The organism is Acinetobacter sp. LCT-H3, from assembly GCF_001866125.1.
Classification (GTDB): domain Bacteria; phylum Pseudomonadota; class Gammaproteobacteria; order Pseudomonadales; family Moraxellaceae; genus Acinetobacter; species Acinetobacter schindleri.
The window spans coordinates 89,291-109,930 of the sequence record NZ_MODX01000008.1 but is presented as its reverse complement, the minus strand read 5'-3'; the positions used below and the strand labels follow the sequence as shown (position 1 = coordinate 109,930).

The 20,640-nt window shown below is 44.4% G+C and carries 19 protein-coding genes; 7 read left to right on the top strand and 12 right to left on the bottom strand.

Features of this window, described 5'->3' with window-relative positions; genetic code table 11:
• Positions 1-92: 92 nt before the first annotated feature.
• Both BK820_RS06480 and BK820_RS06475 read left to right on the top strand, forming a co-directional pair.
• Positions 93-899, top strand: a complete 807-nt coding sequence (locus BK820_RS06480; protein WP_004890043.1) for an enoyl-ACP reductase FabI — start codon at positions 93-95, stop codon at positions 897-899.
• Between the two features lie 180 nt (positions 900-1,079).
• On the top strand, positions 1,080-1,475 hold the full coding sequence (locus BK820_RS06475; RefSeq protein ID WP_071320463.1) for a cytochrome b562: 396 nt from the start codon (positions 1,080-1,082) through the stop codon (positions 1,473-1,475).
• 60 nt (positions 1,476-1,535) lie between these two features.
• Here BK820_RS06475 and secB read toward each other — a convergent pair whose 3' ends face one another.
• The 4 genes from secB to rsgA form a co-directional block, all read right to left on the bottom strand.
• Positions 1,536-1,994 carry a protein-export chaperone SecB gene (gene secB / locus BK820_RS06470; protein ID WP_004813149.1) on the bottom strand — a complete coding sequence of 153 codons (459 nt, stop codon included), beginning with the start codon at positions 1,992-1,994 and terminating at the stop codon, positions 1,536-1,538.
• Between the two features lie 38 nt (positions 1,995-2,032).
• Positions 2,033-2,287: a glutaredoxin 3 gene (gene grxC, locus BK820_RS06465; protein ID WP_004813145.1), complete on the bottom strand. Its 255-nt coding sequence runs from the start codon at positions 2,285-2,287 to the stop codon at positions 2,033-2,035.
• A 22-nt stretch (positions 2,288-2,309) separates the two neighbouring features.
• Complete coding sequence (locus BK820_RS06460; RefSeq protein ID WP_004813143.1) at positions 2,310-2,717, bottom strand: rhodanese-like domain-containing protein; 408 nt, start codon at positions 2,715-2,717, stop codon at positions 2,310-2,312.
• A gap of 93 nt (positions 2,718-2,810) precedes the next feature.
• Positions 2,811-3,869, bottom strand: coding sequence for a small ribosomal subunit biogenesis GTPase RsgA (gene rsgA, locus BK820_RS06455; RefSeq protein WP_071320462.1), 1,059 nt, complete (start codon positions 3,867-3,869; stop codon positions 2,811-2,813).
• A gap of 124 nt (positions 3,870-3,993) precedes the next feature.
• Between rsgA and orn the strand changes: the two genes are divergently transcribed.
• On the top strand, positions 3,994-4,548 hold the full coding sequence (gene orn, locus BK820_RS06450; RefSeq protein WP_004813140.1) for an oligoribonuclease: 555 nt from the start codon (positions 3,994-3,996) through the stop codon (positions 4,546-4,548).
• Positions 4,549-4,583: 35 nt separating this feature from the next.
• Here orn and BK820_RS06445 read toward each other — a convergent pair whose 3' ends face one another.
• Positions 4,584-4,832 (bottom strand): hypothetical protein, encoded by a 249-nt coding sequence (locus BK820_RS06445; protein WP_071320461.1) that lies wholly within the window; start codon positions 4,830-4,832, stop codon positions 4,584-4,586.
• A gap of 426 nt (positions 4,833-5,258) precedes the next feature.
• Between BK820_RS06445 and BK820_RS06440 the strand changes: the two genes are divergently transcribed.
• Positions 5,259-6,029 carry a tRNA threonylcarbamoyladenosine dehydratase gene (locus tag BK820_RS06440; RefSeq protein WP_071320460.1) on the top strand — a complete coding sequence of 257 codons (771 nt, stop codon included), beginning with the start codon at positions 5,259-5,261 and terminating at the stop codon, positions 6,027-6,029.
• A gap of 99 nt (positions 6,030-6,128) precedes the next feature.
• The gene (locus BK820_RS06435) at positions 6,129-7,961 is read left to right on the top strand and encodes a tetratricopeptide repeat protein (RefSeq protein WP_071320459.1); all 1,833 of its coding nucleotides are present in this window, start codon (positions 6,129-6,131) and stop codon (positions 7,959-7,961) included.
• A gap of 39 nt (positions 7,962-8,000) precedes the next feature.
• Here the strand turns inward: BK820_RS06435 and BK820_RS06430 are convergent, their stop codons facing one another.
• The 7 genes from BK820_RS06430 to BK820_RS06400 all read right to left on the bottom strand — a co-directional run bounded on the left by BK820_RS06430 (position 8,001) and on the right by BK820_RS06400 (position 17,725).
• Positions 8,001-9,419 carry an efflux transporter outer membrane subunit gene (locus tag BK820_RS06430; protein WP_071320458.1) on the bottom strand — a complete coding sequence of 473 codons (1,419 nt, stop codon included), beginning with the start codon at positions 9,417-9,419 and terminating at the stop codon, positions 8,001-8,003.
• A gap of 10 nt (positions 9,420-9,429) precedes the next feature.
• Entirely contained in the window at positions 9,430-11,406 is a 1,977-nt protein-coding gene (locus tag BK820_RS06425; protein WP_004813135.1) for a MacB family efflux pump subunit, read from the bottom strand.
• Between the two features lie 2 nt (positions 11,407-11,408).
• On the bottom strand, positions 11,409-12,782 hold the full coding sequence (locus tag BK820_RS06420) for a MacA family efflux pump subunit (RefSeq protein ID WP_071320457.1): 1,374 nt from the start codon (positions 12,780-12,782) through the stop codon (positions 11,409-11,411).
• A gap of 117 nt (positions 12,783-12,899) precedes the next feature.
• A complete protein-coding gene (gene holA, locus BK820_RS06415; RefSeq protein ID WP_071320456.1) occupies positions 12,900-13,886 on the bottom strand; it encodes a DNA polymerase III subunit delta in 987 nt (328 codons plus the stop codon).
• Positions 13,887-13,895: 9 nt separating this feature from the next.
• Complete coding sequence (locus BK820_RS06410) at positions 13,896-14,429, bottom strand: LPS-assembly lipoprotein LptE (protein ID WP_071320455.1); 534 nt, start codon at positions 14,427-14,429, stop codon at positions 13,896-13,898.
• A 225-nt stretch (positions 14,430-14,654) separates the two neighbouring features.
• The gene (gene leuS / locus BK820_RS06405) at positions 14,655-17,276 is read right to left on the bottom strand and encodes a leucine--tRNA ligase (RefSeq protein WP_071320454.1); all 2,622 of its coding nucleotides are present in this window, start codon (positions 17,274-17,276) and stop codon (positions 14,655-14,657) included.
• A gap of 122 nt (positions 17,277-17,398) precedes the next feature.
• On the bottom strand, positions 17,399-17,725 hold the full coding sequence (locus BK820_RS06400) for a DUF4124 domain-containing protein (protein WP_228715876.1): 327 nt from the start codon (positions 17,723-17,725) through the stop codon (positions 17,399-17,401).
• 689 nt (positions 17,726-18,414) lie between these two features.
• Between BK820_RS06400 and BK820_RS06395 the strand changes: the two genes are divergently transcribed.
• Together BK820_RS06395 and ilvN are read left to right on the top strand one after the other, a co-directional pair.
• Positions 18,415-20,142, top strand: coding sequence for an acetolactate synthase 3 large subunit (locus BK820_RS06395; protein ID WP_004813127.1), 1,728 nt, complete (start codon positions 18,415-18,417; stop codon positions 20,140-20,142).
• Positions 20,139-20,630 carry an acetolactate synthase small subunit gene (gene ilvN / locus BK820_RS06390; protein ID WP_004813125.1) on the top strand — a complete coding sequence of 164 codons (492 nt, stop codon included), beginning with the start codon at positions 20,139-20,141 and terminating at the stop codon, positions 20,628-20,630. The genes BK820_RS06395 and ilvN overlap by 4 nt, the downstream gene beginning before the upstream one ends.
• The last annotated feature ends 10 nt before the right edge of the window (positions 20,631-20,640 follow it).

Here is a 20,640-nt window from a genome sequence, read left to right as displayed (position 1 = left end):
TGTATGATCCAATGAAAAAAGGCGCATTATGCAATTTCTAAAATGCTTTAGACTTGGCATCATGCATATAAATTATTTTGAGTGAGATTCACATGGCACAAGGACTATTGGCGGGTAAGCGCTTCCTGATCGCAGGTATTGCAAGTAAATTATCAATTGCTTTTGGTATTGCTCAGGCATTACACCGTGAAGGTGCAGAACTTGCTTTTACTTATCCAAATGAAAAGCTGAAAAAACGTGTAGATGATTTTGCTGCACAATTCGGTTCTGAATTGGTATTTCCTTGTGATGTGGCGGTAGATGCAGAAATTGACCATGCATTTGCAGAACTGGCAAAACACTGGGATGGTCTGGATGGAGTCGTGCATTCAATCGGTTTTGCACCTGCACATACCTTAGACGGTGACTTTACTGATGTGACGGATCGTGAAGGTTTCAAGATTGCACATGATATCAGTGCTTATAGCTTTATCGCGATGGCACGTGCTGCAAAGCCACTTTTAGCTGCACGCCAAGGTTGTCTACTCACTCTGACTTATCAAGGCTCTGAGCGCGTGATGCCGAACTACAACGTGATGGGTCTGGCGAAAGCATCTCTAGAAGCGGGTGTACGTTACCTGGCATCTAGCTTGGGCGCAGACGGTATCCGTGTGAATGCCATCTCAGCTGGTCCAATCCGTACCCTTGCAGCGTCTGGTATTAAATCTTTCCGTAAAATGCTGGATCTGAATGAAAAAGTGGCTCCGCTTAAACGTAATGTCACCATTGAAGATGTTGGTAATGCTGCATTATTCCTGTGCTCACCATGGGCGAATGGCATTACTGGCGAAATCATGTATGTTGATGCCGGTTATAATACGGTTGGCATGAGCGCAGAGCTGATGCTGGATGCAGAATAAGATTTTTAATACTTATTTCAAGCAAAGAAAACCCCTCAATTGAGGGGTTTTTATTTTTTATACTAATAGACAATGATGTAAATCTGATGACATCAAGTCTAAAAAATAGGATGAAGATAATTTATCTTTTAATACTTTGCCATTAAGATGCTTAAAAACAAAAAAATCAGGAAAATAACCATGTTTAAATCACTGTGGATTAGCATCATTTTCGTTATAGGCTTAGGTCTGGGAACTTCGGCTATGGCAGTAGAAGAGCACCAGCATTACAGCATGCATGACTTGGATAAAAATTTGAAAAAATTTAAAGCTGCAGAGGATTCTAAAGAGGCACAAGCAGCATTACAGATCATGCAGCAAACTGTAGAAAGCTACCAGAAACATTTACCATCCAAGCTGCAAAAACTGAAAGCCGAAGATGCACATGTAGTGGCCTATCAGGGATTGCTAAAGGATTTACTAATAGAGATTAAAAAGGCAGAACAGCTGCTTGCTGCTAACCAATTACAGGAAGCCCAAAATTTGTCCGTGAAAATGGATGAGATTAAAAAGCAGGGGCATCAAGCCTTTAAATAACTTATAAACAGACCATAAAAAAGACCGCAATTGCGGTCTTTTTGATTCAGGATCAAACGATTAAGCTTGACCTTCAACAGCAGTAGCTTGCGCACGTTGCATGTTGGCTTCGAATTCAGCATCAAAGTTGATTGGTGTAAGCAGTAGCTGTGGGAAGCTACCTTTAGTGACCAGATCATTCACTGCTTCACGAAGGAATGGGAACAGGATGTTCGGACAGTACGCACCAAGAATGTAAGGCAGACGCTCTTCTTCAACGCTATCAATCAGGAAGATACCTGCTTGAGTGACATCAACGATAAATGCTGTATCACCTTCGTTGTTTGCCTGTACTACCACTTTTAAAGCGACTTCAAAATGAGTTGGATCAATCTTTTCTGCAGAAGAAGACAGGTTGATGTTCAGCTCAGGTTGCCATTGCTTGGTAAAAACTTGTGCCCCAGGTACTTCAAAAGAAATGTCTTTGGTATAAATACGCTCTAATGCCAATTGTGGTTGAGCTTGTTGTTCTTCACTCATTCTTTAATCCTTAATATGAGGTGATAATTAAAGGGCAATTAAGCCAGTAATTCGTCGAGTTTGCCTTCACGCTCTAAAGCATAAAGCTGGTCAAAACCGCCGATGAATTGTTCATTAATAAAAATCTGTGGCACGGTACGGTGATTGGTGCGTTGCATCAAATCAAGACGAACCTGCGGATCTTCTTTAGACAGATTGATTTCTTTATATTCTACGCCCTTACGCTCAAGGAGCTGTTTTGCACGGACACAGTATGGACACACAGTCGTTGAATAGATAATGACTTCAGCCATGAATGAATCTCCTGATCGTAAATTATTTACTTTTCACCAGAGGTAAGCCTTGGGCTTTCCAGTTGCTGATGCCGCCATCAAGACGGTAAGCATCTGCATGACCGACCTGTTGTAGCGCAGTACCTGCAACTTGCCCAAGATTACAAATGAACACCAATGGGCGATCTGCTGTTTTTAACTCTTCGACATGTTTGGTAATTTGGCTGTATGGAATATTACGGCTACCGCTGATATGACCTTCACGGAAATCTTTGGCATCACGCAGGTCAATCAGCATGGCATTTTTTGCCTTAACCAAAATTCCCAGCGATTGCGGAGAAATTTTACGACCGTTACGTTGACCTTCGATAATGAAGAACAAAACCACCAATGCTGCAAGTGCACCAAACAAGAAGGGGTGATTCCCCATAAACTCGAACCAACGTTCCACAATTCACCTAATTACAATTTCAAAATTGCCAAGAGTATAGCTCATAAATATGGTGATCAAAATCACCGCTTCAAGGGCTAAAGCTTAAGAATATCAATTTTTTTGTTGAGCTTCCGTGATTTCATCAATTAATCGCAGATAGCTGTCCAAACGACGTGGCAAAATTTCACCTGAATCTGCTGCCTGACGTAAAGCACATTGCTTTTCATGTTTATGCGTGCAGTTACGGAACTGACAGTGCCCTAGCAGATTTTCAATCTCTGGAAAACCGGTTTGTACCTTGTCTAAAGTCAAATGCCACAGGCCAAATTCACGAATCCCCGGAGAGTCAATCAGCGCTGCGCCATCACCAAAGGAAATCAGGCGTGTTGAAGTCGTTGTATGCTGACCCAATGCCGAGTTTTCAGAAATAACATTCGTTTTTTGAGCTGCATCCGGCACGATGGCATTGATCAGGGTGCTTTTGCCTACACCTGATTGCCCCACAAATGCGACTGTTTCATCATTGAGACGCGCAGAAAGTTCAGTCAGATCTCCATCAGACTGGGTCTGCATGACTTCATAGCCCAGATTTTTATATTCTTTGAGCAGGTCCAGAATTGGATCATTTTCCTTGAGCAAGTCTGATTTATTCAGGACTAGTAGTGCGGGAATCTCTGCATCGGCACAAGCCACCAGATAGCGGTCGATCAGGCCTGGTGCTGGCTCAGGCAATGGTGCAAATACAATCACGATCAGGGAAATATTGGCTGCGACCGGTTTAACCTTGTGATAACGGTCAGGTCGGGTCAGCAGCGATTTACGCGGATGAATCGCAGTGATAATTCCCAAGCCAGTATTTGGATCAGCCTGCCATTTGACCCGGTCACCTGTGACCAGTAATTCAAGGTTGGTACGGGTATGACAGCGCCACACACTGCCCATTTCAATTTCTTTCCAGAAGGGTTCAGGTTCACCTTCAGCCACCACCGGTTTTTCAGGATGCAGTTCAGGAACCGAAAGTGCCTGGACTTCTAGCTGTCGACCATAATGCTGCACGACCAGTCCTTCCAGGTCTTGAGAGGTATCTGCCTCTTCCTGACGCGTTTTGTGCTGTTTTTGAATACGACGTTGTTGTTGTTCAGTTAAACGACGTTTACGTATTAAAGCCATTCAAATCCTAAAAAACCATGGGAGCGAGATGGCAAAAATAGCATGAAGCAGGGTGTCAGTTACAGCATCGACGTAATAAATTTGCTACTATAAATGTTTTATAGCCTAATAAGATTGCACATTTATGAGCAGCACCCCGGATAGCCGCCTGATTTGGATCGACCTGGAAATGACAGGTCTGGATACAGACAATGACCAGATTATTGAAGTTGCAACGATTGTAACCGATGACAATTTAAATATTCTTGCCGAAGGTCCTGTCCTTGCAGTTCATCAGTCGGATCGTGTGCTCAATGCCATGGATGAATGGAATACCCGTCAACATGGACAATCGGGTCTGGTGGAGCGTGTGCGTCGCAGCAAACTTACTGCACAAGATGCTGAACAACAAACCATTGAATTCCTGAAAAAATGGGTCAATCCAAAAGTATCACCCATGTGTGGTAATTCGATCTGTCAGGATCGTCGCTTCCTACACCGTCTGATGCCAGAACTGGAGCAATATTTCCATTACCGTAACCTGGATGTGTCTTCAGTGAAAGAGTTGGCAAAACGCTGGCGTCCGGAAATCATGAGTGGCCTCAAGAAAAATGCTTCCCATCTGGCGATGGATGACATTCGTGATTCAATTGCTGAACTGAAATACTATCGTGAATATTTCTTCATTATGAACAAATAATCCGGACATTGAAAAAGAGGCGTAAAGCCTCTTTTTTATTTACTTGAAGAGAGGCTTTTATTATAAAAATTATCGCTGCTTTCAAACAGTACCCAGGTGAGCAGGACCAAAGCAAGATGGATCTGGGTTTCATGTTGATCAAAGACAATTAAAGCAAATAATCCCAAAGTCAGTAAGCGAATCATGACACTGAAATAATAATTTTTCCGCTTTTTAAAAACTAAGCCATAAAGATAAAGCAGGAACAGAACAACCATGAGTGCATAAAGGGCGTTAAATAGCATACTGACCTGACTCCCTATAAGCTGAGAAGGATTAAAATATTCTGGTTATTAGGGTTCTTTCATAAATCATTTTTTAATCATTAAAATGAAATTCTGCTCTCTTTGTAGGAGATGAGTAGTACTGCTGCGCAAGGAAAAGGTTATATCTAAGAAATCTCCCTCCTCTTGCGAAGTAATACTTCTCATTCAAGAGGGAGAAGGAGCTTTCAATATCCATTTAAATATGAATATAACGATCATGTTTTGATTTATGAAAAAGATCTATTGTGATGATTTTACTGGTGAATAGAATTTGATCGATTTTAAGCTTTTTATGGATGGTTAAAGAATAGTTTTTTGACTGAATTTGTGTCTGAATTTTAGTGGCAGTCAACTGGCTGCGAATTTGCTAAAATGCCCCGATGTTTTTCTTGCTATTGATGACCTATGACTGATCTGCTTCAAGATGATGAATATGACCGCCGCTTTGCCGGTGTAGCCAAAATTTATGGCGATGACAGCTTTCATCATTATGAAAACAGTCATGTGATGGTGATTGGAATTGGCGGTGTCGGTTCATGGGCAGTCGAAGCACTGGCACGTACCGGAATCGGTGAACTGACTATTGTTGATATGGATGTAGTGGCGGCATCGAATATCAATCGCCAGTTACCCGCGATGACGACCACCTTAGGCCGTGAAAAGATTGAAATCATGGCTGAACGCTGCCGTGCGATTAACCCACGTATTAAAGTAAACTTGATTGATGACTATCTCACGCCTGAAAATGTCAAAGAAATCCTGGCAGGTAATCCTGACATTATTCTGGACTGTATCGATGACGTCAAAGCAAAGTTTGCCCTGATGTTACATTGCCGTTTTAACAAAATTCCATTGATTGTATCCGGTGGAGCAGGCGGTAAACTGGATCCTTTAAAAATCCGGGTAGCCGATTTATCCAGAACCGAACAGGATCCAATGCTGGCAAAATTACGTGCGCAATTACGTGCTAAAGGCATCTGTAAAAAACCGAAAGAAAAATTTGGCATCACCTGTGTTTATTCAATCGACAATCCCTTCTCCAGTGCCGATGTCTGTCCAAGCGCGGGCTTACGTTGTGGTGGCTATGGTTCAGCGGTAGTGGTGACTTCCAGTTTTGCCATGGTTGCAGTATCAGAAGTGTTGAAAAAGTTGGATATGAAGCGAGCAAAAGTCTGATATACAAAATAAAAAAGCACAGTTACTGTGCTTTTTTTGTGCCTGCGTTTAGAATGAAGACTAGATTTATATAACAAAAAACAATATCAGGGAGCAGCTATGTGGTTCTTACTGGTGCTGATTTTGGGAATCGTGGCGTTGGGGATCTGGATGTGGAAGCGTCCTGACCCGGTAACACGAGATCAAGCCAGGGCAGTGCAACATGACCTATGGATTGAACAGATTGAGGCCCAGCTCAAGCACGCGGCTCGTCTCAGTACTGAAGGGCAGCAGTCGAGTTATGCGCGTGCCTATCAGATCTATCAGGATCTGGCTCAACAGCAGGAAATCCCTCAGGCCTATGTCGGTATGGGGCTGATGCAACTCAAAGGTTTGGGGCGTCCGCAAAGTACCGAAAATGCGATTAATCTGTTTGAAAATGCATTCCGTCTTGGCAGTGATGAAGCTGCTTACCATCTGGGACAGGTCTTTGAGGATGATCACTATCAGCATCGAGATTGCGAAAAAGCACTGTATTGGTATCGTCATGCCGTGGCACGCGGTAATCTGGAAGCCCAGTATCGAATCACCGAATTGTCCGAACCCACTCAGGATGCGGCAGAGCAGCATCGTCTACAACTGTTGATTCAGAATGCAGATCAGGGACACTCTGGTTCACAGTACCAGTTGGCACAACACTATTTGGCAGAGGGTACCACCCAAGATTTAAGCTTGGGAATCCATTATCTGTTTCTGGCCGCGCAGCAAGATCATCTCGAAGCAACCCAACAGATTGCACAACTGTATGCAAGCGGTGAGCTATTACCACAGGATCAGTCAAAAGCCTTACGCTTCATTAAACAAAGCGTTAATTTGGGCGATCAGAATGGTTTGTATGATTATTATGCTGGTGTATTGCTAGGTATGATTGATGTTGATCAGCGGCAGCGGATCTTGCAGCATTTGCAACAGCTGTCTTATGAGCATAAAGATGCTCAAGCCAAAACTTTACTTGGTTTAGCCTATTTTCATGGCTGGTTTGTCGATAAGAATGAAACTATGGCCTTTCGCTATTGGAGTGAAGCGGCGAATACTCAGTTTCCTCAAGCTTTGTGCATGATTGCAGCATTATATTATGAGTCTTATCTGGTCGCAAATGAGCCTGAAAAAGCGTTTAACCTGTATCAGGCTGCTGCCGGAATTGATCCAGCTTATTTCTATAGCCAGATGGGTCTCGCACTGTGCTATCTGCATGGTATTGGTACAGTTAAAGATACCGCTAAAGCCACGCAAATTATTCAGCAGATCGCGCAGCAGCACTGGAATATTAATACACAATCTGAAGCGGATCTAATTTATATCGTTGGACGCTTCTATAGCCTGCCTGAGTATCCATTGCCCAACCGTGATAAGGCCATTCAATATCTGAATCAGGCCGTATGCAAAGGTTCGGCTGATGCCGCCTGGTATCTCTATCAGGTACTGTCAGGTCAATATCCAGTATTTACTATTGACGAAGATCAGGCCAAACGCTATTTGCATCAAGCGGCTCAGTTCGGTCATGCACAGGCACAAGCACAGCTTGGGGTGATGTATCTTAAAGCTGAAGGCGTAGAGCAGGAGACTGCTTTAGGTCTGAATTATTTAAAGCAGGCTGCTGCCCAGCAAAATGCCATGGCCTTGAATGCGCTTGGGGAAGCGATGGAACACGGTATTGGCGTTGAAGCTAATATGGATCAAGCGATCCAGTTCTATCATAAAGCTGCTGCACAGGTAAATGCTGACGCTTATGGTCATCTGGGACGTGTATACACTAAGGGCATTGGCGTAGATCGTGAGGTAACGCTTGCCCGAGCATGGCTAGAGAAAGGAAGCTTGTTAGGACATGCGGCTTCACAGGAGCAGCTCAACAATTTAAATGCCTATCTGCAAATGAAAAACAGACTGGCATAAAAAACCGCTGCCTCGGCAGCGGTTTTTTATTTGAAGATATTATGGTAATTGCTTGATTGGACTACCACCGAGCGCCTGCAGCAAAGTGACATAAGCGTTGTATTGATTTTGACGCGTTTGTACCAGACTGAGGCGCGCATTACGTGTGGTTTCCTGCGCATCAAGTAAGTTCTTCAAGGCAACTGCACCATTACGATAACGCACTTCAGTCAAACGTTCTGTTTTCTCTGCCAGCTCGACATTGCGACGCTGTAGCTCGACCTGTTTCGTCAGCTCAGTACGATTTGACAGGGCATTTTCTACATCGGCAAAAGCTTCATAAATGGTTTGGCGATATTGCAGAATTGCTTTTTCATATTCCAGCTCATTCACTTGTAGATCACGCTTCATGTCATTCCATTGCAGGAAGGGCAAGGTGAGACCTGCGCCCAATGTTGCAACCGGATTTTTTAGCGCATCTGACAAAGACGTGCTGGTACCAATACCCGTACTTAAGCTACCGGTCAGACTAATTGATGGATAATAGCTGGCCTTGTTAGCATCTTTATTGGCGAGCGCTTTACGTAAACGTAATTCAGCAGCATTTAAGTCTGGGCGACGTGACAGCAGACTTGCAGGCAAGCCCGCTGCAATCGCAGGCAAGGCAATATTCGGCAAACGTTGTGGTTCCTGAATAGAAAGCTGCTGCACCGGTATATTCATAAGGACTGCAAGTGCGGTACGTGTTTCAACGCGTTGTTGCTCGATCTGACTTAAAGTAGCTTGCTGGCTCTGGATTGCCTGTTCGGCCTGGGTCAGGTCTAGGCCAGAAACGGCACCAGCACGATACTGTACCCGTACCAGGTCATAAGTCTTCTGCGCCGTTGTCAGGTTCTGCTGTACGACACTATAGCGCTCATTTAAATAAGCCAATTGCCAGTAAAGCTGTGCAGTCGTTCCAATCAGGCTTTGCGCCGTTGCCTGCAAGTCTTGTTCAGTAGCACGAGCTTCCCAGCGGGATGCTTCAGTCTGATTGGCGAGCTTGCCAAATAGATCCAGCTCATAACTAAGACCAGGATAACCTAGTGAAATCCCAGTAGAACGGTCCCCGTCACCATCCAGACTAAACTGACGACCAGTAGAAACACGTGCATCACCGATGCGTACACCTTGCTGGCTTTGTGTTTGTCTGGCCTGAATACGTGCCTGTTGCAGATTAATCCCGGCTACTGCAAGGTTGCTATTGCGTGATAATACATCCTCGACAAGCGTATTCAGTTGAGGATCTTTAAATAAGGTCCACCACTGATTAGCCAGGACATCATCATAAATCTGCTTACTTAGCGCAGTATTATTCTGAAAACTGCCAGGCACAGCTATACTTGGCTGCTCATAGGGTGTTTTTACCACAGCCGCGCACCCCACCAGTGAACTCCCGAGGAGCAGGGCACTGGCAAGTTTGGTTAAATTCATTTGCATATCAGATTCCTTATTCTCGAGAGAGGGCATCGACAGGATTCAGTCGTGCTGCATTACGCGCCGGGATAAAGCCGAACACAATACCGATCAGGCTGGAGCAGACAAAGGCTGCTACAATTGAAGTGGTCGAATATGCCATCTGGAAAGTACCTCCAGCAAAATGGGTAATGAGTTGACCAATCCCGAGGGATAGCAGCACACCCAAAATGCCGCCCAGAATACACACCAGTACCGCTTCAATCAGGAACTGTTGCAGGATGTCACTTTGACGGGCACCGACTGCCATACGTACCCCAATTTCCTGGGTACGTTCTGTTACCGACACCAGCATGATGTTCATCACGCCAATACCACCGACGACCAGAGAAATGACTGCAATTGCAGAAATCAGCAAGGTCATGGTCTGGGTTGTCTGCTGAATGGTTTCACGAATACTGTCCGCATTCTGGGTGAATACATCCTGCGCACCGTGGCGCTGTACCAGTAAGTTCAGGATCGCATTTTCAGCCGCGGCACTTGGGTACTCATCTTTAATACGTACAATGATCTGACGCACATTGGACTGCCCCAGCATACGGCTCATAACAGTTGAATAAGGCAGGTATACATTCAGCGTATCATTGTTGCCCATCATGCCTTTTTGCGCATCAATGACCCCAATTACTCGGGTTGGTACACTACCCAGCAGAATCACTTGTCCAACCGGATTGGTGCCATCTTTGAAGAAAGTGTTTTGGGTATTGGTATCGATGACCACATCTTGGGCCTGTTCCGTAACACTTTCCTTATCAAAAGGCTGACCGGACTTAAAAGTCATACCTCTGACATAGAAGAAGTCTTCACTGACGCCGTTGACGGTGGTTGAAGCTTCAATTTCTTTATACCGTCCAGTGACACTGCTGTTGACCGATGGACTGACACCATCAACATAGGGCTGTTCTGCCAGAGCATCCGCATCGGCAGGAATTAGGGTTTTGGCTTGGGAGGACCGTGAATTATCCCCGAAGCCACGGCCCTGGAATACAGTAATAGTATTGGTCCCGAGACTGCTAATATTTTCCAGAATCTGCTTTTGCGAGCCGTTACCCAGCGCAACCACGGAAACCACGGAGGCAATCCCGATAATAATCCCAAGCATGGTCAGAAAGGTTCGCATGCGGTGGGCATTCATGGCCAGTAGCGCCATACGGAATGCTTCACCGAGACGATCTACTGCTGAACGCCAGCTGGAGATTTTCTTCTGTTCACTGCGTTCTAGTGTTTGCTTTGTAAAACCATCATCGACTTCAGGTACATTCTGCTGGTCAGAAATAATATTACCGTCTGAAATCTCAATAATACGGGTCGCATTCTTGGCCACATTATGATCATGTGTGACCAGAATAATGGTATGACCTTTGGCATTCAGCTCGCGCAGAATGCGCATTACTTCAATACCGCTATTCTTATCCAATGCCCCTGTTGGTTCATCGGCAAGAATAACGTCACCACCATTCATTAAGGCCCGAGCAATTGAAACACGCTGCTGCTGACCACCAGACAACTGACTTGGACGGTTTTCGGTTTTTTCACCTAGCCCCAAATCAGTCAGCAATTTGACAGCACGCTCATGACGTTCAGTTGAGTCCGCACCCGCGTAAATGGCAGGCACTTCAACGTTGCCTGCAGCATTCAAGTCACCAAGAAGATGATAGCGCTGGAAAATAAAGCCGAAGTATTCACGGCGTAACTGGGCCAACTCGTCCGCTTCCAGCTCACGGGTTTCACGCCCTTTGACTTTATAGCTGCCAGCAGTGGGCTTATCCAGACAACCCAAAATGTTCATTAAGGTTGATTTACCTGAACCGGACTGACCAACAATGGCAACCAGCTCGCCGGGATAGATTTCGAGGTTAACACCCTTGAGAATTTGAACCGTACTTTCACCCGCAGGGAATTCACGAATCAGATTCTTGACCTCTAACAGAGGCTGTTGTTGTTGATTCATGCTTACATTCTCATTGGGCCGGCGCCACTACGACCACCACCACTTCGTTTAGCACTGTCATTTGAAGTGTCTGAACCATCGGCAATAACCACTTGATCACCACGTTTCAAGCCTTTAATCACTTGCGCTGTCACACGGTTATTCAGACCAATCAGCACTGGGGTCGGTTTTGCAGTACCGTCCGCTTGTAATACACGAACCATGGCACGTTGAGCTTTCCCTTGTTCAATCAAAGCACGTTCTGCATCAGAAAGTTCCAGACGGGCAGGGCGCTCACCTTTTGCATTGTCAGCACGGCTTTCATCACGAGCAGCAGACTCTTCGCTGCGTGAACGACCCTCGCCACGTGTTTCTTGAGTACCTTCACCACGATTTGGACGTTGTGGACGGTTAGAGGTTTGAATCGCAGCGGCTGGAATGGTCAATACATTTCGTGCTTCATCCAGCACAATATAGACTTGCGCCGTCATATCAATACGAAGTTTGCCATCTTCATTCGGTACATCGAACAAGGCGTTGTAATACACTGCAGAACTAGAAGATGAACTTGAAGTATTGGTATCGGTATTAATTGAATTCGGTGCTGGTTCTACCTGACGTAGTTTCGCGTAGATTTTCTTTTCACTGTTGCCTAGGGTAGTGAAATAAACCGTTTGGCCTTCTTCAACTTTCATGACATCTGCTTCAGAAATCTCGGCTTTGATGGTCATGGTGTCAAGTTTTGCCAGCTTCACAATGGTCGGTGCACTCTGGTTCGCGTTTACGGTCTGGCCTTCTTCAGTCACAATTGCCACAATGGTGCCATCCATCGGTGCCACGATTTGGGTATAGCCCAGATCTTCTTTTGCAGTGGCTAAAGTTAAACGTGACTGTTCAATCTGAGCATTAATTGCAGTAATCTCCGCTTGTGCTGTCTTATAATTTGCCAAGGCTGATTCCAGCTCTGAACGGGAAGTCGCATCCTGTGCATACATGGCTTTCTGACGGTTATATTCCGCTTCAACTTTGGCCAGATTTGCTTGTCGCACAGCAAGTTGTGCCATCTGGTTTTTAATACTGGCTTCAGCAGTTTTTAAATCATTTTCCTGACGTACAGAATCAATTTGAGCAATTAACTGACCCTGTTTAACCTGATCGCCCAGTTGCACATACATTCTTTTCACCTGACCAGAAACCTGCGCACCGACGCTGACCATTTTGGTGGCTTCCAGTACACCTGTTGCCAGTACCGAGTTTTCAATATCTCCCTGAGTCACCTCAGCAGTAATGTATTGTGTTGGCTGTTCTTCAGGTTTGAGGAAATACCACCCGGTGGCTATAAGTGCAATGGCAATGACTACTGCCATGATCAGTTTGGACGGTTTTATTTTTGGCATAGTGAACAGATTTAAGTCAGAGATATGTGAATGATTATAAAAGCGAATTAAGGATAAATCGTGAATTTTTTAACAAATAAGAATGATTATTATTTTATTTATCTGATGATTAAGCTATTAATGAAATAAAGTTTTGCCACACATGCTGGCAATGGCTTGCTGCACCAAATGTTCAGGGTTTTCATGCCCCAACCCTTTGATAGAAGCATCAACTCTTAATAACAGGGCCGGCCAAGCTAAAAAGGTTTGTGGGCTAAGTCGACGTAAAGCCTGTTGATATAGGCTAACTTTGGTTTTCCAGATACCGATCTGTAGCGCATTTTGTGGCTGTTCAAACAGTTGCATTAACAAACGCATTTCCTTGCTGATACTCCACAGAATTAAGCTCAATGGCTCACCAGAAGCAATCAGATACTGAAAAATTTTAATCGATTGTGCCAGATTGCCATTTAGCAAGGCATCACTCAGGTCATAGGTACTATAACGTGATTGATCTTGCAGGCAGGCATACAGATGATCCACCTGGATTACATCGATCTCAGCAAAGGTATCACTAACACGCATCAGACTATTTTTGGCTGCCAGCAGGTTATGCTCATGGTGTTGTTCCAGCCATACCCAGGCATCATTGGCAAGTTTAATGCCGAGCTTTTCTGCCTCAACTGACAAAATTTGCTGACGGTCGCGCGGATAATTGGCTGTCAGAGAGACATTGACGCCATTGGCATCCATGACCTGGAAAAAGCTGGATTTCAGGCTGCTACTATCCTGTTTAGGCATGATGATCAGCAATAAATTGTCACTGTCCTGCTGCAAATAGCTTTTTAATAGCTTGATGCCACTAGCGTCCGGCTTGATGTTGCCATGTACTTCAACCGCTAATTGAGTCGAAAACAGAGACAAACTATTTAATGCATTAAAGACATTTTTCCAGTCACTGACCGAACTGACATCATAGCGCTGACGTTCAACTTCCCGCTGTTGCCAGCTGGTACGAAAAGCATCCATCAAGTTCTGCTCAAGCAGAGGTTCCTGACCATGTAACACCCAGGCACCGCGAGCATCGGAGACACGTTTTAATGCCTGAAGGTAATCAAGTTTCATGGTTCAGTCTTATTGTGCCGGTTGAGTAGGAGTTTCAGGATTTGCCAATGGTAGGCGATTTGATGATATCTGACGCGCAATCTGTTGTGCTACATCATCAATGAGAACCTGTTTCAGGAAAACCTGTTCCTGGTCATCAGTATTTACTGTCTCGATATCATATTGATAAGTACGGGTCGCGACGATCGTACGCGGTTCAGTCACAGGATTACCTCGTGCATCTTCAATACGGAAGGTCACATTGAGACGTAATAATGTTTCTACCAGTTTACCGTTCAGTTCTAGACGGCGAGGGGTATAATCCAAGACACGTAACACATAAGCATTGGGTGCATTACTTAGCTGTACGCCTGCAGCACCGAGGTAAACTGCCAGCTTCTCTTGCAGTTCTTCAGTATTGGGCGGTAAAGACAGGCTCATGACAGAGTAAGTAACAGGTGCGGAGCTCGGATTATTACCTTTAAGATGGAAGCCACAGCCGACTAAGCCTGCACTCAGACCACAAGTTAAAACAATTACTGCTAAACGTTTGCCCAAATGCATGCGCTGTCCTCTGTTTTTCCAAAATGGGAAAATATTGAAATTCTGTAGGGGATTGTAAAGTCAAAGCCCGTTGACTGGCAACGGGCTTTGTTTGGGAATTGTGAAATCCTTTATAAAGTTCCTTCTCCCTCTGGGATGAGGAATATATTCCGCAAGAGGATGAGGTGATTTTTTCAAATTACCTCTCCCTAACCCTCTCCTAATAGGAGAGGGAACTTGAGGATATTAAACCACCAAATTCACTAACTTATTCGGCACCACAATTTCTTTCTTAGTTGGACCCGTCAAGAATTGTTGCACTTCAGGTAATGCTTTTGCTTGCGCCAAGATGTCATCTTTAGAAGCGTCTACCGATACTTCTAATTTGCCACGAAGCTTACCGTTCACTTGAACCACAATCGTTTGCGTATTACGGGTTAATGCAGATTCATCAACGCTTGGGAATTGAGCAGAAGTTAATTCAATACCAAACTGTGCCAATAACGTTTGGCTTAAGTGTGGTGCAAATGGCGCAAGTAAAGTCAGAAGTGTGGTGATGGATTCACGTGCAACAGCCACATCATTGTCATCTTTCGCTTCAAACTTATTGTTTGCGTTCAGAAGTTCCATCATCGCTGCAATGGCAGTGTTAAAGGCATGACGACGTTCGATGTCATCACCCACTTTTTGGATGGTTTCATGGGTCTTGCGACGTAAATCTTGCGCAGCAGTTGAAAGTGCCGCTTTGTCGATGGTTGCGGCAGCATTGCCTTGTTCAAGGAAGCCCGTTGCCAGACGCCATACACGTTTCAAAAAGCGGTTTGCACCTTCCACACCTGCATCTGACCATTCAAGAGATTGATCTGGTGGAGCAGCAAACATCATGAATACACGTGCAGTATCTGCACCGTATTGGTCAATAATCGCTTGAGGGTCGATACCGTTGTTTTTCGACTTCGACATCTTCTCTTGACCGCCAACGATAACGTCTTGACCATCTTCTTTGTATTTCGCAGAAGTGATACGACCTTTTTCGTCTTTTTCAAGCTCGATGTCCGCAGGGTTAAACCATGTTTTCTTACCTGATTCCGCTTCGCGGTAATAGGTATCAGCAAGCACCATACCTTGTGTTAAAAGGTTAGTGAATGGTTCGTTACCTTGTACCACGCCTTCATCACGCATCAATTTGTGGAAGAAACGTGCATAAAGCAAATGCAGAATCGCGTGTTCAACACCACCGATGTATTGGTTGACAGGAAGCCAGGTTTGACCCGCTTCAGGTTTCACCATGCCATCTGTAAAGTCTGGAGATGCATAACGTGCATAGTACCAAGATGATTCTACGAATGTGTCTAGCGTATCGGTTTCACGACGTGCATCGCCACCACAACAAGGACATTTAGTTTCGTAGAACTCAGGCATTTTGTTCAATGGGTTGCCTGAACCGTCTGGCACCACATCAGTTGGAAGTACAACAGGAAGTTGATCTTCAGGCACTGGCACTTGACCACACGTTGGGCAGTTGATCATTGGAATTGGACAACCCCAATAACGCTGACGAGAGACACCCCAGTCACGTAAACGGAATTGAACTTTTACATTCGCAAGACCTTGTGGCTCAAGTTTCGCTAAGAATGCATCAAATGCGCCTTGGAAATCGAAACCGTCAAATTCGCCTGAATTGACCAATTTGCCTTCTTTCGAACCGTACCATTCTTGCCATTGTGTTGCATCAAAGTCCGCATCATCTGCGCCTTTGGCATCAATCACTTGCTTGATGGTTAAGCCATATTTGTTGGCAAATTCGAAGTCACGTTCATCGTGTGAAGGTACTGCCATCACCGCACCTGAACCGTATGACATCAACACATAGTTTGCGATCCAAACTGGAACTTGTTCACCTGTTACAGGGTGCTTAACTGACAAACCTGTTGCCATGCCTTTCTTCTCGGCAGTCGCTAGATCCGCTTCTGCCACAGAACCCATACGGCATTCTTCAATAAATGCTTTTAATTCAGGATTCGTTTCAGCCGCTTTTAGCGCCATTGGGTGTTCTGCTGCAACAGCAACATAAGTCACACCCATCAAGGTGTCGGCACGTGTGGTAAATACAGTTAGACCATCTGAGTAAACTTCAGGATTTGCTGAAGGGAAGGTAATTTCCATACCTTGCGAGCGACCAATCCAGTTACGTTGCATGGTCAAGACTTGTTGTGGCCAACCGTCTTTGAGTGTGTCTAGGTCATCCAATAATTCTTGCGCATAGTCTGTGATGCGGAAGTAGTACATTGGAATATCACGTTTTTCTACCAATGCACCTGAACGCCAGCCGCGACCATTTTCAACTTGTTCGTTGGCAAGAACAGTTTGATCGACTGGATCCCAGTTCACAGTAGATAGCTTACGGTAGATCAGGCCTTTTTTATAAAGCTGAACGAATAACCATTGTTCCCAGCGGTAGTATTCTGGTGTGCAGGTTGCGAATTCGCGATCCCAGTCTACTGCAAGACCTAACTTTTTCAACTGATTACGCATGTAATCAATGTTTTCAAACGTCCATTTTGCAGGGGCAACCTGATGTGCAATTGCTGCGTTTTCAGCAGGAAGACCAAAAGCATCCCAACCCATTGGCTGAAGTACAGTTTCACCTTTTAAACGGTGGAAACGGCTGATCACGTCACCAATCGTATAGTTACGCACATGACCCATATGCAGTTTGCCACTAGGGTAAGGGAACATCGAGAGGATATAACGACGTGGACCTTCTACAGTGTCGGCAACTTTAAAGGCTTTCTGCGATTCCCAGTCCTGTTGGACTTGAGGCTCAATCGCACTGGCTTGGTATTCTGAGTCAATGTGAGTAGTCATATACGTAATACAAGAGAACGGTTAAAAAATTATGAGGCACAGCATAGCGCAAAATGCACTTATAGTGAATTTTGCACTCACATTTCCCGAAGAAAAAACGACTGTCCTATTAGAGGGATGCCTTATAAAGCGACTGCACGCTTTTTAGATTGTTGCAAGGCTTCGTTCGCTTCGCGTTGCTGCTGGTCTTGATCCGCTGGAGCTTGAGGCAATTGTTGCAGCTGTTCTTGAGATGCGCGCTCAGTTTGTTCAGCAGGTTCAGTATTTCTAGGAGGGGTTGGGGCTGAATTTTTCCAGCCATAAGTTTCCACTTTACCTGCTTTTTTTGCATTTTTTGGCGGTGGTGTTTTGGTGTAATGCGTTACTCCCTTGGCATCGACCCATTTATAGTATTGATTTGCCATGGTGTTTCCACTCATAAAACAGAGTAGAAGGGTGTTTGTTAACATGGCAAACAGTGAACGTGTCATGGTTATCGATCCTTTGCAGTCTCAGCATTCAGGTTGTGCATATTGTAGTCAGTTTAAATAATTAGAGGAGTAATTTTATCGACTTTTCGTAATAAATGTAGAAAAAGCTAATTGAAGAAAATATAAACAGACCAATAAGTAAATTTATTTATAAACATTAAAATCAAAAAATAGAAAAATTCATTCATTTTTTTTATATAAGGCATACTAAAATTTTATAGAAATAAATATTTATAATAATGATTTTATTAAATATTTTTGCTAAATAAAGAAGGTCTGTAATGCTATATCTTGAATAAAAGTTTAGAAAAACAGCAAAAACCCTATAAGCTAGATGAAACAGAGTGTTTTTTGAACTTGACTTTAGAGACTGAAAACACAAGAATGCTGCAATAGTTTTATATGCCTTAGATCGATCACCCTTCGAATAAGTGTCATTTCATGCAGTGGGCGATTTCTCTAGCCGAGAAATTGAACAAAGCTAAGCAAAATATGTTTATCCCAACATGTTTTAGGTCTTGTATTGCTCGAACAGTAAAGAGACCAGATTTTTTTCCTATTGCTATGAAAACTATGAAATTTATGTGCTATAACAGTGCAGACAGTTAATGAATGAACACTGCAAATGCCTCCCATTTGTGCAGTGAATAATATTAGGGTGAATCACGTTGGAACTTTTATCTGGTGGTGAAATGCTCGTTCGCGCATTAGCGGATGAAGGCGTTGAACATGTTTTTGGATATCCAGGCGGCGCAGTTCTACATATCTACGACGCGCTATTTCAACAAGACAAAATTAATCATTACCTCGTACGTCACGAACAAGCTGCCGGCCATATGGCAGATGCATACTCGCGCGTAACAGGTAAAACTGGTGTCGTGCTTGTGACATCAGGTCCGGGCGCAACCAATACCGTAACTCCAATTGCAACAGCTTATATGGATTCCATTCCAATGGTGATCCTGTCTGGTCAGGTTGCAAGTCACTTAATTGGTGAGGATGCGTTCCAGGAAACGGACATGGTTGGTATTTCCCGTCCGATTGTAAAGCACAGCTTCCAGGTTCGTCATGCCAGCGAAATTCCGGCAATTATCAAAAAAGCATTCTATATCGCTGCTTCTGGTCGTCCAGGTCCAGTCGTTGTTGATATTCCGAAAGATGCGACCAATCCAGCAGAGAAATTTGCTTACGAATATCCTGAAAAAGTGAAGATGCGTTCGTATCAGCCACCATACCGTGGTCATTCAGGTCAAATCCGTAAAGCGATTGACGAACTGATTCATGCTAAACGCCCGGTGATTTATTCTGGCGGTGGTGTGGTTCAAGGCAATGCTTCAGCACAATTGACTGAACTTGCACATCTGTTGGGCTTCCCAGTAACCAATACCTTGATGGGTCTTGGTGCATTCCCGGGTGATGATCCACAGTTCCTGGGCATGCTCGGTATGCACGGTACTTACGAAGCCAACATGAGCATGCACAATGCAGACGTGATTCTGTGTATTGGTGCGCGTTTCGATGACCGTGTAACCAATAATCCTGCGAAATTCTGTCCAAATGCCAAGGTCATTCACATTGATATTGACCCAGCGACGATTTCTAAAACCATCATGGCGCACATTCCAATCGTGGGTGCAGTAGAGCCTGTACTAAACGAAATGCTGAACCAGCTGAAACAGATGAATGTGTCCAAGCCAAATCCTGAAGCGATTGCGGCATGGTGGAAGCAAATTGATGAATGGCGTCAAGTGAACTGCTTGAAGTTTGATCTACCGACTGATGGTTCGATGAAGCCTCAACAAGTAGTTCGTGCGCTCGACAAAGTGACCAATGGCGAAGCGATCATCACCTCTGACGTGGGCCAGCACCAGATGTTCGGCGCATTGCACTATCGCTACAAGCGTCCACGTCAATGGATCAACTCAGGTGGTTTAGGAACGATGGGCGTAGGTCTGCCATATGCAATGGCGGCTAAGCTTGCATTTCCGGATCAGCAAGTGGTGTGTATCACTGGTGAAGCATCGATCCAGATGTGTATCCAGGAGCTTTCAACCTGTAAGCAATACGGCTTGAACGTGAAAATTCTGTGCCTGAACAACCGTGCATTGGGTATGGTAAAACAGTGGCAGGATATGAACTATGAAGGTCGTCACTCTAGCTCTTATGTAGAGTCATTGCCGGACTTTGCAAAATTGATGGAAGCTTATGGTCATGTTGGTATTCAGATTGATCATGCAGATGAGCTTGAGTCTAAGCTTGAAGAGGCGATGGCAATCAATGATAAGTGCGTATTTATTAACGTAATGGTTGATCGCTCTGAGCACGTTTATCCGATGCTTATTGCAGGTCAGTCAATGCAGGATATGTGGTTGGCAAAAGGGGAGCGCACAGCATGAGACATATCATCTCTGTACTTGTTGAAAATGAAGCAGGCGCGCTTTCCCGTTTAGTGGGTTTATTCTCACAACGTGGCTACAACATCGAAACATTAAACGTTGCGCCAACTGAAGATCCAACACTTTCTCGTTTGACATTGACCACTTATGGCGATGATCACAAGATCGAACAAATTACTAAACAGCTGAATAAATTAGTTGAAGTGGTAAAAGTAGTGGATCTGTCAGAAGGTGCGCATATTGAACGTGAACTGATGCTCATTAAAGTCAAAGCACTCGGTTCATCGCGTGATGAAATCAAACGTACTGCCGATATTTTCCGTGGTCAGATTGTTGATGTAACACCAACGACTTATACCATTCAAATTGCAGGTACAACTGAAAAGGTGGATGCGTTTATTGACGCACTTGCAGAACATACCATTTTAGAAGTGGTTCGTTCAGGTGTTTCGGGTATCGCACGCGGCGAAAAAGTACTGACAATCTAATTTTAAAGTA